This is a genomic window from Flavobacteriales bacterium (assembly GCA_020435415.1).
In the GTDB taxonomy this organism is placed as follows: Bacteria; Bacteroidota; Bacteroidia; order JACJYZ01; family JACJYZ01; genus JACJYZ01.
This window is the reverse complement of the sequence record JAGQZQ010000081.1, coordinates 1-15,031: the sequence shown is the minus strand read 5'-3', so window position 1 is coordinate 15,031 and position 15,031 is coordinate 1. Positions and strand designations below refer to the sequence as shown.

At 45.2% G+C, this 15,031-nt stretch carries 15 protein-coding genes; 3 read left to right on the top strand and 12 right to left on the bottom strand.

The window, feature by feature from the left end:
• Positions 1 to 17: 17 nt before the first annotated feature.
• The 10 genes from KDD36_11890 to KDD36_11845 all read right to left on the bottom strand — a co-directional run bounded on the left by KDD36_11890 (position 18) and on the right by KDD36_11845 (position 9,569).
• Positions 18 to 236, bottom strand: coding sequence for a hypothetical protein (locus tag KDD36_11890; protein MCB0397352.1), 219 nt, complete (start codon positions 234 to 236; stop codon positions 18 to 20).
• Between the two features lie 3 nt (positions 237 to 239).
• Positions 240 to 1,073, bottom strand: coding sequence for a universal stress protein (locus KDD36_11885; protein ID MCB0397351.1), 834 nt, complete (start codon positions 1,071 to 1,073; stop codon positions 240 to 242).
• A 172-nt stretch (positions 1,074 to 1,245) separates the two neighbouring features.
• Positions 1,246 to 1,542 carry a hypothetical protein gene (locus KDD36_11880; protein ID MCB0397350.1) on the bottom strand — a complete coding sequence of 99 codons (297 nt, stop codon included), beginning with the start codon at positions 1,540 to 1,542 and terminating at the stop codon, positions 1,246 to 1,248.
• 26 nt (positions 1,543 to 1,568) lie between these two features.
• Positions 1,569 to 1,784: a hypothetical protein gene (locus tag KDD36_11875; protein ID MCB0397349.1), complete on the bottom strand. Its 216-nt coding sequence runs from the start codon at positions 1,782 to 1,784 to the stop codon at positions 1,569 to 1,571.
• Positions 1,785 to 1,789: 5 nt separating this feature from the next.
• Positions 1,790 to 3,577 (bottom strand): efflux RND transporter periplasmic adaptor subunit, encoded by a 1,788-nt coding sequence (locus tag KDD36_11870; protein MCB0397348.1) that lies wholly within the window; start codon positions 3,575 to 3,577, stop codon positions 1,790 to 1,792.
• 1 nt (position 3,578) lies between these two features.
• Positions 3,579 to 4,808, bottom strand: a complete 1,230-nt coding sequence (locus KDD36_11865; GenBank protein ID MCB0397347.1) for a TolC family protein — start codon at positions 4,806 to 4,808, stop codon at positions 3,579 to 3,581.
• Positions 4,805 to 5,191 (bottom strand): four helix bundle protein, encoded by a 387-nt coding sequence (locus KDD36_11860; GenBank protein MCB0397346.1) that lies wholly within the window; start codon positions 5,189 to 5,191, stop codon positions 4,805 to 4,807. Before KDD36_11860 ends, KDD36_11865 begins: the two co-directional genes overlap by 4 nt.
• Before the next feature lie 17 nt (positions 5,192 to 5,208).
• Positions 5,209 to 6,957 carry an efflux RND transporter permease subunit gene (locus tag KDD36_11855; GenBank protein MCB0397345.1) on the bottom strand — a complete coding sequence of 583 codons (1,749 nt, stop codon included), beginning with the start codon at positions 6,955 to 6,957 and terminating at the stop codon, positions 5,209 to 5,211.
• A 283-nt stretch (positions 6,958 to 7,240) separates the two neighbouring features.
• The gene (locus KDD36_11850) at positions 7,241 to 9,034 is read right to left on the bottom strand and encodes an efflux RND transporter permease subunit (protein ID MCB0397344.1); all 1,794 of its coding nucleotides are present in this window, start codon (positions 9,032 to 9,034) and stop codon (positions 7,241 to 7,243) included.
• Positions 9,035 to 9,149: 115 nt separating this feature from the next.
• Complete coding sequence (locus tag KDD36_11845; protein MCB0397343.1) at positions 9,150 to 9,569, bottom strand: hypothetical protein; 420 nt, start codon at positions 9,567 to 9,569, stop codon at positions 9,150 to 9,152.
• Positions 9,570 to 9,907: 338 nt separating this feature from the next.
• Here KDD36_11845 and KDD36_11840 point away from each other — a divergent pair, with 338 nt between their 5' ends.
• A complete protein-coding gene (locus tag KDD36_11840) occupies positions 9,908 to 12,124 on the top strand; it encodes a gliding motility-associated C-terminal domain-containing protein (protein ID MCB0397342.1) in 2,217 nt (738 codons plus the stop codon).
• A gap of 12 nt (positions 12,125 to 12,136) precedes the next feature.
• On the opposite strand, the gene KDD36_11835 is transcribed toward KDD36_11840, so the two are convergent.
• Complete coding sequence (locus KDD36_11835) at positions 12,137 to 13,222, bottom strand: PKD domain-containing protein (protein ID MCB0397341.1); 1,086 nt, start codon at positions 13,220 to 13,222, stop codon at positions 12,137 to 12,139.
• 610 nt (positions 13,223 to 13,832) lie between these two features.
• On the opposite strand from KDD36_11835, the gene KDD36_11830 reads away from it, so the two are divergent.
• Together KDD36_11830 and KDD36_11825 are read left to right on the top strand one after the other, a co-directional pair.
• Complete coding sequence (locus KDD36_11830) at positions 13,833 to 14,279, top strand: hypothetical protein (protein MCB0397340.1); 447 nt, start codon at positions 13,833 to 13,835, stop codon at positions 14,277 to 14,279.
• Positions 14,280 to 14,288: 9 nt separating this feature from the next.
• The gene (locus KDD36_11825; protein ID MCB0397339.1) at positions 14,289 to 14,444 is read left to right on the top strand and encodes a hypothetical protein; all 156 of its coding nucleotides are present in this window, start codon (positions 14,289 to 14,291) and stop codon (positions 14,442 to 14,444) included.
• Between the two features lie 393 nt (positions 14,445 to 14,837).
• On the opposite strand, the gene KDD36_11820 is transcribed toward KDD36_11825, so the two are convergent.
• The coding region (locus KDD36_11820) for a hypothetical protein (GenBank protein ID MCB0397338.1) at positions 14,838 to 15,031 on the bottom strand (194 nt) is incomplete at its 5' end.

The window sequence follows — 15,031 nt, the reverse complement described above, 5'->3', positions numbered from 1 at the left end:
TATCCCGGCGGTTTCCATTACTTTTTTGGTGTTTGATGGTTTTCAATATGATGTTCAAGTAGCTGTTTCAGGCTATCCAGGTAATCAGAAAAGTTTTTAATATCCAGTTTGGGATGATCGTAGGATGGAATAGTTACCGGCGTTTCATCAAGGTATTGGTATAACTCTGGATATTCCTGTTCGATCTTTAAGGTCAATTCATAGATTTCTTTGGTAAGATCTTGTAACCGTTTCATAGGCTATTTGCTATTTACATTCACGCTTAGTATTGGCATGTTGGTATGATTGACCAGGCTTTCAGTAATACTGGGAGAAATCATTTTCATAAAGCCGGTTTTGCCATGTGTGGTCATGGCGATCATATCAGCCTTGATTGACGCTGCAAATTTTTGGATGCCTCTTTCTTCATTCAACGCATTGTATGTATTAACGGTGCATGTACCCGCCGGGCATTTTTTTAGAAAGGCCTGCATGTCTGCTTCAGCTTCATCCGTTTCCCTGAAACTGAAGGGCATGTTTACATAGAGCAGGTGAATCTGTGCTTTCATCAGGTTCGCAAAATCAACAACCTTCAGAAAGGGTTTGTGTACATCTTCTTTGAAATTTGCTGCGAATACAATATTCTTTATCGCAAGCTTTTTTGGTTTTGTTTTCACCACCAATACGGGAGCCTTTGAATGACGGACTACCTTTTGTGTATTAGAGCCAATGATCTCCCTCAATCCATTGGTTCCGTGAGACCCCATAACTATAAAATCGTGTTGGTGCTGTTTGATATGCAGATCAATTTCTTCCCGCCCTTTGTTGAAGGAGAGAATCTGGTCGGCTTTCAATCCGAGTTTTTCCGAACGCTTTATGAGTTTTGCCAATTCATTTTTAGCATATCCGATTTGCGCTTTGGTTTCCGGGTATAGCTTTTCTTTTTCAAGTGGCAGTTTTACCCAATCTACCGGCGTCATGATTAAATGCAGGAAATGAATTTCTGCATTGGCCCTTTTTGCAACTTCCAGGCCGATGTCTTCCGCAGCCCTGGCGCAATCGGAAAAGTCTGTAGGTACAAGTATCTTTTTCATTTGTTTGAAATATCATTGGATGTATGGAACGTGGGATGATTGGATATTGAGCCCGATCTATTCAAGTAGAACAGTCGGCTCCACACCCCCTCCCCGGTAAGGTCGGGGCGAGGAGGTGTAAAATGTATCGACAGTACATCCTTTGTCAGACCGGTTGGCGTGATGAAAACGCCTACTCTTGATTGTTATGCATTTCACTTTCATGATCGTGATCTTCCTGATGCATCTTTTTCATTTCCTCCAGTGTGACCATTTTCATACCGCATTCAGGGCAGTTTCCGGGCTCATGATATGTATTGTCTCCCTCACATTTCATGGGGCAAATATATTCGGCATGATCATGCTGCATATGATCCTCATCAATGGATTCTTTTGGCTGATGTGTTTCTGAGTTTCCACATGATACCATCCCGGTTAACATGGCCGCATAAAAGGCCATTGCAATAATTGGTTTAAGTGTTGTTTTCATGATGTTTGGTTTAAAATGTTACTTGATTAGTTTTCTAATATCTCAGCTGTATAGCCGATTATATTCAGTTGGTTAATTATTTCATTGCCATCTGCATTTCCTTCGACAGTCAAAATCTTTTGTTCGCTGTTCGTGTCAACATTCCAGTGACCTTCGCCGGCCAAACGATTTAGTGTTTCTGTTACGGCCGTGACGCAGCCATTGCAGTTGATATTGGTTGAAAATTTTTGAACGTCTTTCATGGTATTTATTTGATTTGTTTGGTAATCTTTCCGCAACCGATCATGCTTTCACCGAAATAGGGATTTTGTATTTGCTTTTCTCCACTTATCCAGTCCGCACCTTTGTTGTTATTGGCCATTGGACAATGCTGGATATATAGTTCCTTTTCAAAAGGTCCGAAGGTTATTGCCAGCATAATGAGCTGATCCGACAATTTTTTGAAATGTTGTCTGGCTTCCCCGATATCCGAGGCGTTATTAATGGATTTAAGAAGTGTTTCTGCAGCTTCACTATGTTGCATCCATACGTTGTGGGCTTCTCCTGTAAATAGTCCCATGCTGACCTTTTTGAAGTTACTCAGTAGCGCTGCGGCTGCGTGCTTGCTCTTTTCAAGGTCATCAGTTACCAGTGCATCTTTTAGTGTCAGGTATTCCTGAAAAATAGGAAGCAAGGCTTCTTTTGCTTTCTTGCTGATGGATATGGTTTTAGCATGAGGTGAGGATTCATTGCCTGCGAACATGCTTCCCGGTCCATCCGGCAGACCGGCATGGTTGTGCCCCATTGATACCGGTCCGCCTCCGGGATTCATCATACTGGGCTTGCCTGCCAGCTGTGCTGCTGCGTCAATGCTGAAGGTGCCATTGGTTGCAATTTCGACCCCTTCTTCAATGCCATCTTTAACAATGTAGCTATCTCCCAGAGCAGGGCCCAGGGTAATTTCCCGCATCATAAAGCTGATACCGGATTCGCTGCTTTGTTTGATGTAAACCACCGACCGTTCACCAGTCCACATCACAGCTGATTTGGGAACAATCAGCTCTTTCTCCATTTGTTGTATCGGGCTTTTTGCAATTCCCACTGCAAACATATCCGGCTTGAGCTTCATGCCGGGGTTGGCCATTTCCAGTCTTGCGGCGGCTACCCTGGTTCTGGGGTTGATCACCGGATCAACGAAAGTGATCCTCCCTTTAAAGGTTTCACCTGGTAAAGACGGAATACTGAAGAACACCTCATCGTCCTTTTTTATCCATGGTAAATCGCTTTCGTAGATATCAAACAATACCCATATTTTGGAAAGGTCCGCCACTTCAAAAAGTGCTTGTCCTTTTTTTACATAATCCCCCAGATTCACTTTTTTGTTTAATACCACACCCGATACATCTGCCCGTAAGGGAAACTGCTCCTGTGGCTCACCCGCTTCCAATATGTTGTCAATTTGCTTATCGGTTAACTTCCAATTCAGAAGTTTACCCCTGGCAGCCTGGTATAACTGAGGTTGTTTGTCCTTGACTTTCCGGGCTTCAAACAGTTCTTCCTGGGTGGTAACCAGTTCGGGTGAATAGATATAAGCCAAAACCTGCCCTTTGCTTACCTGTTCACCCGTATAACTTACCATGAGTTTTTCAATGCGACCAGGTATATGTGAAGATTGAGAAGCTATTTCGCGTTCATCAGCTTTTACTTTCCCATTCATGCGTACTTCCTGCACTGGTTTTTGCCTGGTGATTATGGAGGTTTGCACGTTCGCAAGCTGCATGGCGGTTGGGGACATCCTGATTTCCATTGAATTTTCTTCAGAATGGTCGGTGTTAAGCGGAATCAGATCCATGCCGCATATCGGGCATTTGCCGGGCTCAGACTGCCTTATCTGGGGATGCATTGAGCATGTCCAAATGGTCTTTTCAGAGCTAATATGCTGGTGTTTGTTGACTGTACTTTCGGGAGTTCCACCAAAGAAACCCCAGCCTAAAAAGAAACCTGTGATCAAGGTCCCCAGTGCAATATAGACGGTCTTTCTGTTAAGATTCTTCATGTTATTCCGATTTTGCCGTTAAATAATCAAGTTTGGCCAAAGCTGTGTAATAGTCTTTAATGGCAGTCGTTTCAGCCATTTGATATTTTAGTAGCTCCTGTTGCATCCGTAATACCTCTTCAAAGTCTTTCCCTGAGTTACTATAGGCGGTTAACAGAAGGTTGAGTACCTGGTTCGTTTTTTCAGTTTGTGAGTGATAAAGTGTTATAAGCTGGCTGGCCCTGTCCAATTCAAACCATGTCATTTCATAAGTGCTGATCAGGCCATTTTCAAAATCTGTTTTAGCAGAGGCAATAGCTGTTTGAGTAAACTGCGCCTCCTTTACCGCGGCCTTATATTTGCCTCTGAATATGGGCAGGCTCATACTGACCATCGGCATCAGCACGTCTTTGCCATTATTCGGAACGGTCATGGTACCTTCTCCAACGACTACATAATCGAGCCCTACACCAAATTTGGGTAATCCTTGTTTGCGTGCCACCTCCTCTTGCGCCAGGGCGGATCTCAGTTTTAAGTTAAAGGCTTCCAGTATGGGATTGGCAGACAGCAGGCTATCTTTCCTGTATGCAGTTTCAATGACATTCAGCACAATGGAATCAGGCATAGTGATCTGAATCGTGTCCGGCCTGTTTAATAAGGTGTTGAAGCGGGCGCGCAGAGGTGTTTTTTTATCCTGTAGAAGCCTGATGTCTGTTTGTATGTTCTCCATCATAATATCCGTACGTATGGCATCTGTCATACTGCCTTGCCCGTTCTTGAAAGAGGTAGTCGCTATTTGTTTAAAGGTGGTCAGGATTTCAATGTTCTCCTGTTGGAGCAGGATGAGTTTGTTCGTCTCATACAATGGATACCAGGCCGCTTTTACATGATAGTACAACTCATTTTTTGCGTTGAGAAACTCCTGGTATTTGGCTTCTGCCATTAAGGAAGTCATTTCACCTTTGGCTGCAAGGGTTCCAAACCAGGGGAACATTTGTGAAAGACCAAATTTTGCCCGTTGCGGGCCAACCCTTGTTTCTACAGGACTGATAAAGTAGCCGAAAGACAGCGTTGGATCCGGAAGTGTATTGACTTGTACCACCCGTTGCATGGCTGCTTCAAACTCAGCATATTTTGCCTTTAGTCCGGGATTATTCTCTGCAGCTGCTTTCAGGTATTCATCCAGGTTTTGTGAAATACATGGATTTATGGTAGAGATAAATAGAAATATGTAGAAATAAGTTGTTTTCATTTCTGTGCTTTGGTTTTCAATGTGGAAGAAATAAAGTTGTTCAGTTTTACTTCCAGAGATTTGTATACTTCTTGTATAGAGTTGAATATGGCCTGATCGATAACCTTTCTTTCGATCATCAATTCTGCCCAATGCTGACAGGCTTCTGAAAGAGATCCTCTTGATATATGATAAAACCTTACTTTATCAAGATAATGGTAACGAGCATATCCTTCTGAAATATTAGCTCCTACCGAATCAATCGAGCGAATGAACTGATCTCCCATAATTTTCTTTTCCTCATAATTCAGTTTGGAATATATTTCCCAGGCTAAAGCTGAAAGTTGTCTCGATAATTGATAAACCTCCAGATCTTTAAGTGTGATATATGTTTTTGTTTCCATTTATTGCAACTTTATTTCTATCTATTTCCATTTACATCAACCTTATTTTTATTTAGCTTCCTTTCCTCCCTCAGGCAATAAAGTACCGGAACAATGAAGTAGGTGATAGACGCTACGATCATACCTCCAAATGCAGGAATAGCCATCGGTATCATGATGTCAGCTCCACGACCGGTTGAAGTCAGCACCGGCAATAAAGCAATGATGGTGGTAGCCGATGTCATAATGGCTGGTCGTATTCTCCTTAATCCGGCCTCCACGACTGCTTTTCTGATTTCCGGCACCGTATTGGTTTTGTTCCTTGCAAAGCTCTGATCGAGGTAGGTCCCCATCAAAACACCATCATCAGTGGCAATGCCGAATAAGGCAATAAATCCTACCCAAACAGCTACGCTCAGGTTGATGGGATGCATCTGAAATAGTTCCCGGAGATTGCTGCCGAATATGGAGAAATTAGCGAACCACCCCTGTCCGTATAACCACAACATCAGAAATGCTCCGCTAAAGGCCATGGCAATACCGGTAAAAATCATCAGCGAGGTACTTACCGAACGGAACTGGAAATACAGGATGAGGAAAATGATGACCATCACCAGTGGCACGATGATGGACAACCGCTTTTCTGCCCTCACCTGGTTTTCATAGCTGCCTGAGAATTTGTAGCTCACACCAGAGGGAACGACCAGTTCTCCCTGATGAATTTTGTTCTGAATAAAGCGTTGTGCCTCGTTCACCACATCTACTTCAGCATAACCTTCCTTCTTATCCAGCAGCACATAACCAACCAGGAAGGTATTTTCACTTTTGATCATTTGTGGGCCACGAACGTAGGTTACATCCACCAGTTCACCCAATGGAACCTGTACCCCGACGGGTGTAGGGATAAGTACTTTTTTCAATTCATCAGGGTCATCTCTTAGTTCTCTTGGGTAGCGTACCCTGACAGGAAATCGTTCCCTGCCTTCCACGGTTGAAGAAATCTTCATCCCACCGATGGCCGTTTCAATGGTCTGTTGAACATCATCAATGCTCAATCCATATCGGGCAATGGCATCACGGTTAATATTCAGGTGCAGGTATGGTTTGCCTACGATGCGATCTGCGAACACGGCTTCAGACTTTACCGACGGTACTTCCCTCAAGATCCCTTCAAGTTTCATCCCGAAGTCTTCAATGGTTTTCAGGTCAGGGCCAAACACCTTGATCCCCATAGGTGCCCGCATACCCGTTTGGAGCATGACCAGTCTGGTTTCAATGGGTTGCAACTTTGGTGCGGACGTTACACCGGGAATGTTGGTCACCTTTGCGATCTCCTTCCAGACGTCGTCCGGTGAATGAATATGTGCTCGCCAGTTGCGGAAATACATTCCGGATTTATCAGGTATTAACTCATCAACTGTAATGCCCTGTGTCAAGGCTTCTTCATTGGTTAATGTATCTCCTGAAGAAAGAGTAAACCTATTCTGGTGATCGACCTTGAACCTGACCCTGTGGCCTTTTTCATTCACCATGTATTCCGGTTTGTAATTGATGATATTCTCATACATGGAAATAGGGGCGGGGTCCAGTGCAGATTCCACCCGGCCCATTTTGCCTACAGATAGTTCAACCTCCGGAATATTCGCCAGCAGCATATCCAGCTGTTGGACCACCCGCTTGTTTTGCTCGATTCCTGCATGAGGCATGGACGTGGGCATGAGGAGAAAACTCCCTTCATCCAGAGAGGGCATAAATTCTTTGCCTGTTCCGGGAAAGTTATGCGCCATTGTTGACCACACCGATGTTGTGCGGATATTGATGTCGAGTTTGTCAAAACCTTTGGCTACAAAACCGAAGACGTTGACGAAGCCAACCCAGATAATTGTTCCCCACAGAATTATGAAGGCAGGGATCAGTAGAAACTTTCCTTTGTTAGCCAGACACCAATGAAGGATGCGGGTGTAATAACGTTCCAGCAGGTAAAAGGAAAACAGGACGGTGAATACAATGAATGCAACAAAAAGGAAATTCAATAGTAGTGACTTGCCAGCTCCCAGTGGCATCCAGTAATCAGCCAGTAGCCATGTCACCGATATCACAGAGATGATCAGGGTTGATGATGTAATGATTTGATGAATCAACCTTATCGCCCTGTACGTCTTTCAGTAAATTAAAAACGCCAAAAGTGGTCAAGGTCCATCCTGCCCAGAAGTAGCCAAATAACAGAAGCATAACTCCTCCGAAAATCAGGACAATGTTTCTGATCCATCTTGATCTTTTATTTGTGAAACCAATACCAAAGAACCAATGTGCCAGGGTGGGTAAAATGATCAGTGCCACGATAAGGGAGGAGACCAATGCAAAGGTTTTGGTAAATGCCAGTGGCCGGAACAATTTTCCTTCGGCTGCTTCCATGGTGAATACGGGAATAAAACTCACAATGGTCGTGGATACAGCGGTTACAATGGCTGAGCTAACTTCAGCTGCTGCATTATATATCGTATCTATGAGTTTTTGTCCGGGTGGGACTTCATCCAGGTGTTTGATGACGTTTTCTGACAGGACAATGCCCAGGTCCACCATTGTTCCTATGGCAATGGCAATTCCGGAAAGGGCCACAATATTAGCGTCTACTCCGAAGTAGCGCATGGCGATAAAGACCATCAGGATCGCAATGGGCAACAAACCGGATATTAAAATTGAGGCACGTAGATTCAGCACCATTACAATGACCACCAGAATGGTAATAAGCAGTTCCAGTGAAAGCGCTTCCTCTAAAGTTCCAAGCGTTTCGTGAATGAGTTGGGTGCGATCATAAAACGGTACAATGGTGAGCTGGCTTTCAACACCATTGGCCAATGTCTTCTTTGGTAACCCGGGAGCTATTTCGGTTATTTTTTCCTTGACACCATTAATCACTTGTAATGGGTTGGAGCCATATCTGGCAACGACAACACCGCCTACCACTTCCGCGCCATCTTTATCCAGCAACCCTCTTCTTGTAGCCGGTCCCAATGTAACTACCCCAATGTCTTTGATGCGAATAGGCACATTGTCATGAACAGCTACCACAGCCTTCTCCAGGTCTTCGATTGATTTGATATAGCCTAACCCCCTGACCAGGTATTCAGCCTGATTGATCTCAATGGTTTTGGCTCCCACATCCTTGTTGGATTTTTTTACTGCCATCATCACCGAGTGCAGCGGTATGTCATACACCTTCAGTGCATCGGGATTGACATCAATCTGGTATTCCTGAACAAAGCCACCGATGGAAGCCACTTCTGATACGCCGTCAACCGCATTTAAACCATACTTGACAAAGAAATCCTGGACCGTTCGTATCTCATGTAAATCCCATCCGCCGGTAGGGTTACCATCTTTGTCCCTGCCCTCCAATGTGTACCAGTATACCTGCCCTAACGCCGTAGCATCCGGACCCAATGAGGGTTGAACGCCATCGGGTAATAATCCGGAAGGCAATGAGTTGAGCTTTTCCAGTATGCGGGAGCGGGACCAATAAAAGTCTATGTCTTCATTAAAAATGATATAGATGCTGCTAAACCCGAAGATGGAAGAGCTGCGGATAGACTTTACCCCTGGAATCCCTAACAAGGAAGTGGTTAACGGATAGGTTATCTGATCCTCAATGTCCTGCGGAGACCTGCCCATCCACTGTGTAAACACGATCTGTTGATTTTCTCCGATGTCAGGAATGGCGTCTACGGCTACCGGATCAGACGGCAACAGATCGAATTTCCATCCGAAAGGTGCAGTTACCAACCCCCAACCGACAAATAGAATAATGACTAAGAGTGTGACTAACTTGTTATCAAGAAAGTAACGAATGATACGATTTAACAACAGGATGATGATTTAATGGTACAACGACATGACGTTTGCCCACATCAAATACATAGGCACGTTGTGAAGGATGGGTGTTATTTATCAACCATCACAACATCAAATCATCTTGCCATCAAATCAGGAAGGACTGAACAAGGACTGGGATGTCCCGGCTTAGCAAAGGCGGAGAGTAGTTCAGATACTGGATCTGTTCTCGTTCATGGGAGGTGTAAAAGGAAAGATAAGTGGAAAAGAATGCGGAAATAAATTCCGGGCTGATGTTGGCCTTGATATTCGCAGGTGGATCGTAGTTGTTCTCCACACTGATCCGGAGGTACTTGTTTTCACAACACCTCTTTCTTTTCACTGCTTGCTCTTGCGAGAAATCTTTGCAGGGAGTGTCCATGGTGGCCATTCCACAACCAAGCTCATGAGGCCCCAGTGAAAAGGCTGTTTTCACTGCTTTCCCTCCGCAGTAATGCTTGCCCAGTGTAATACTAAGATTGGAGACAAGCATTAATACTGCAAGAAATATGGCAAGGCTTTTTGTCATGAATCTGATCCTTAAAAACGAAAGTACAAGTTTATTATGAACGGAAAAATGATGAATATCATCTTTCTTTGAAGAATGTTGGGTTTGTCAATATTAATAGACCATCTCATTAGCAACAGCCTGCCAACCCTTCGTAGGCCAACGTACAGGCAGGTGGGTATAAGGTGTGAGCATACCGGGAGGTGAAAATTGGATCGCGAAAGCTTACGGTTTGGACCTGTATGCCGTTGCCGCATGCGCAAATGGTTTATCCTTTTGATATTTCTACCCTCCTGTGGGGCAAGAAGGTAGTAATGCGGGCTTCTGTTTCGCACTACGGATATTCTTAACTTTAGCATATGCGTACATTCTTCGTGCGGTTTACATACCTGGTTATGGTTTTACTGGCAATGACGGATTCAGGCTATGGTCAGAATGTTGTCGGGCCTTTTTCTCTCCGATGGTCTACTTTTCTTAAGGCAACGTCAGTGGGTACGCTGAATGAAGTATCGGATGTTGCCGTTGATTCCGCTGGCTTCATATATCTGGCGGGACGCTGTGATTCTACCATGCCGGTTACTCCCGGTGCTGCACAAACGCAGTTCGGAGGTTCGGGTAATTATGGTAGCGATGCTTTTGTGGCAAAACTAACCCAGGATGCCAAGAGCCTGATATATGCGACTTACATAGGTGGATCCGGTGACGATTATGCCAATGCCATAGAGGTGAATGCCAATGGGGAAGTATTTATTACCGGGCATACGGCTTCCACGGATTTTCCCACTACATCGGGCGCTTTTCAATCAACCAGCATTACCGGACACAGCGCATTTGTGGTGAAGCTGAGTGCCGACGGGTCAAAAAAAGTATGGGCAACTCATCCCGGAGGTCTGGGCGATGATACTGGCGAGGATATTGCCGTTAACTCAATGGGTGAGGTTTATGTGACCGGTCGCACCACATCACTGAACTTCCCGGTTTCCCCGAATGCCATACAACCCACCAATGGTGGAAAAGATGATGCTTTTATTTGTCAGCTCGATAGCTCGGGTGGCACATTGTTATTTGGCAGCTATTGGGGTGGTGCTTCAGATGAACATGCTTATGGATTGGCATTGGGGAACAATGTCTTGGTTGTTGGAGGGAGAACCTCGTCGGCAGACTATATGGTCAGCCCATTTGCTGTTCAAAAAACCTTGAAGGGCAGTCAGGATGGATTTCTTCTGGCAATTGATCTGGCAACAAAGAACATTCGGTTCTCAACCTATCTTGGTGGCAGTGATTCCGAAGTGATCAGTCAGATAAAATCGGATAGCGTTGACAATGTGATTGTGACCGGCAACACCTCTTCTTCCGATTTTCCTGCTTCCCCAGGCGCCTATCAATCAACCCTGAAAGGTCCGGAAGATGCATTTGTAGCTCGTTTGACATCCAATGGTGTGCAATTGGATATGTCCACCTATTTCGGTGGGGTGGGCAATGATCAGGGACAGGATGTACAAATTGATGCCGATGGTTCCATTTATCTTGCCGGCCAAACGGACTCAGAAGACTTGCCCACAAGTGGAAGATCGTATCAGTCATCACATGCCGGCGCCCAGGATATTTTCCTGGCACACCTGAGTCGCAACGGCACCCAGGTGGATTGCGGAGGCGTCACATACATAGGTGGCACAGGCAATGACTTTATGGTTCGCACAGCGCTTATTCCTGGACTGCAAACAGGTTTGATCGTTTCCGCAACCTCAACTTCCTCTGACTTCCCTTTGACGGCGAATGTATACGAATCAAAAAAGATCAATGGCAAGGGGTATCAGCCGGCGGTGATGAAATGGAACATCATGCCGGACACGATTGAGCAGGCAGGAACGGTTATATGCAGCGGAGACAGCACCCTGATCATGGCCACGGATAGCGCGGGATGGTACTTGTGGACATCGCCCGAAGGTATAGATACCTCGACAGTACCGTACATTGTGATTCACCCCGCACAATCCGGGTCTTACCTGGCTGCGGGGATGGACGGGGCATGTATTTCTTTTCTTCAAAAGTTTCAGGTAAATGTTAACGACCCGATTGCTGATGCCGGAAGAGACACAATTATCGTAGCTGGAGGAAAGGCACAACTCAGGGGATTCGGAGGTACATCTTATCAATGGATGCCGTCCACAGGTTTGAGTTGCACCACTTGTCGTGATCCGGTTGCAACACCGGATTCAACGACAACTTACCGGTTGATTGTTAGTGATTCCATTGGGTGCAAGGCGATGGATTCGGTTACCATATTCGTTGCCAGATGTAATAAAGAAGCCGTTCGTTTTCCAAACGTATTCACTCCGAATGACGATGGGTGGAATGATCATTTCGGTATAAATGGCTTAGTGAAAAGCTTTGAGATGGAAGTTTATAATCGTTGGGGACAATTGATCTACAGGTCGGACAGCGATCAGGATGTGTGGGATGGCCATGTCCATGGACGACCTGCGGCGGAGGGGACCTACTATGTAATTGTAACAGGGGAATGTTACGGTAACAATCATTTTATCCGAACAGGCTACCTGACACTGATCCGGTAACCGGTGGGTATTTTACCGGATCAATATCCTGGCATGGGCTTGCCGGGTATCGGAGGTCATTTGCAGATAGTAAATGCCAGGGGCAATGGAATGTTTCAGGTCAATGTTTGTTGACGACTGCCTGGCATTTTCAAATACCATTCTGCCTTCCAGGTCAAATATCCGGATGTGAAATGACTGGTTTTCTTTCCATCCGTTTATGGTGAACATCCCTTCACTGGGGTTTGGAAAAACACATAAGGTTATCTCGGAGGATACCTCCCCGATGGAGGTGGTTTGTGTTTCATCAAACATCTTCTGTTTCGAAGCCAGGCCACATTTATTGCTTACAAGCAAGCTCACCGGGTAGGTGAATATGTCATCATCCTCCAGGTACGTATGGGTAATGGTGACCGGCGCAGTTGTATCAATGGAGGTGCCATCTCCGAATTCCCAGTAGTAATGCTGTCCGTCTTTGTCCAGTGGTGTGAAGTATCCTGTTCTTTTTGATTGGGTGTATGTGAACTCTCCCGTAGGGATGCCCAGGTCTTCGACCAGGATACTCCTGGTTAGGGTATCGCTTGCAGAACCATTATAAGCAATGAGCTGTACTGCATACGTTCCCAGGCTATCAAACTTATATTCCGGAGCTGGCAGATCAGAGGTGCTTCCATCCGGAAAAATCCATTGGTAATGGTCTGCACATCCTGAGCGAGTAGTGAAACGCATGCCGTTACTGGTACACGTTTGTATCGCAAAATCGGCGTACAGGCTGTCGCCGATGGTTAAGTCCGATGTAATCGCCACCACATGTCCGTTGTCGGCCATCAGCTCAACGGTATATGTTCCGGGTGTGTCAAAGTAGTAGGATGGTGAAATTGAGTCGGAGGTGAAAATGGTATCGCCGTTGATATTTGTAACGGTCCACATATAATTGAAACCAAGGATCGTATAATTCTCGAAATGAGTTGTGTCTCCGAAGCAAAGCCCGGAAACGGAAAAGGCGGGGTTGGGTGGTGAATGTGGTGCTACACCGGAATTATCGCCATCGTGACGGAACACGTATGAGGATAAGGACAAAGTACATGCAAGAAGCAGGAAAGTATATTTAGCCTTCATAAGATTACATTGATGCGAGTCGGTTACATCTCTTTGGCATGCTAATATGAGCTACCCTTTTCATGATAACCTGCTTCATGGTGTCGGCCTCCGGTTTTTCAAATTATCAGAGACCCGCATACATATACTGCAGCGATTCCAAGATTATTAATTTTTGGTCAGAATCACAACATGTTTATTCCTTGTTGGGCAAAGGCGCAACCTTCGTCCGGCCATCTCATCGGCACCTGCACACTGTTTTTGCGTGATTAACTTCGCTTTGCTCCGTTGATCCCGGGTAGGGGGGCTGCAGTGAAGTAAAGGCCCTGCGGATTTAGACCTGTATGCTGTTGCCATATGCTCACACTGTATTTGCGGACTTTGTCCGCCGAAGTCCGCATAATATCTGTTGAAAACCTTATGGGAAATGCATAAAAAAGCCCGCCGTCGTCCCGTAAAAACGGGACTATGGCGGGCGAAGGCGGGCACACGGTTACAAGTTTCGAACCGGTTTCGGGAAGGGTTGGGGGTGATAAATGCTATTTTTACATGATGACAAGGGCTAATGACTTCCCTCAAATGACCGTAGATGAGTCTACAGGATGAGATTTGATAAACAACTGACCTCACAATGAAATTACCCCGTTACCCGCTTGCCTCGGACAATAAACTGACCACCTTTGAATTCATTAGCTCAGGGCCGGGTGGTGAAATTCCCAAGCTGGTGCAGTTCACCCCGACCAACCTGAAAGATGTATACAACCTGGCCTTTGGCGATAAGGATCAGAATACTGGCGGGATCAATGACAAGGTGATTTCAAATAATGGCGACAGCGAGCAGGTGTTGGCTACGGTGGTAGCCACTGTTTATGCCTTTACCGACAAGAATCCCGATGCATGGGTATATGCCACCGGAAGCACCACAACCAGAACCCGGTTGTACCGCATGGGTATTGCAAAGTACCTGTCTGAAGTGAAAAGCGACTTTGACATATATGGAGAGATGGAAGACGGATGGGAACGGTTTCGAAAGGGAAAAGAATACCGTGGATTTTTGGTAAAGCGGAAAAGTCCGTAACTTTATGACATGAAGATCAAGGATCTGAATAAGAAGAAGGTGCCCATTGTTAAGGTCGACAAGACCCTTAACAAGTTCAGCGACAAAGTACTTTTTCCTGAAAAATTGGAAAAAGCCAATGAAATGTTGCGTACCAGGGGACTTCCTAAGCTCGGAACAAAGTAACGATCATTCGGCCTGCCCATAAGAGCGGGTCCAAAGGCCCATCAACCGAGGCATTCATGGCGCCATAACTTTGAATGCCTTTGGTTTTTTTACAGCCATCTTACACACAAATCTTCTGTATAGTAAAATACCAGTAGAATACTGGTAATACCTATCAAAGGGATTCGAACCTTTAAGTGATTGGTATTGAATTTCTTATTGAAAGAACAGGGTTTGGCAACTATATGTTCGAACCTTTGCCCATGAAAAAGCCCTTGAAAATGAAGTGCTTTCAAGAGCTGTCCCAATTTGTGGAGAGGGAGGGATTATTCCATGATCCCATAAAGGGAGTTCCTGCATCAAAAGGCAAACCCTTCTTCATCGGGTTTCTTTTTTGTTTTTCAGTCTACGGCCTCAAGCCTCGGCGGCTTGGACCGTTTCCTTCAAAACAAAAAACCCCGCTAAATAGCGGGGTTTGCCTTTTGATGCGGGCACACGGTTACAAGTTTCGAACCGGTTTGTGGAAGGGTTGGAGGTGATTACAGATGATTTTACTTTATAAAAAGCAACTGTATACGGGAAAAATAATTTGGAGCAAAGAACCTTAA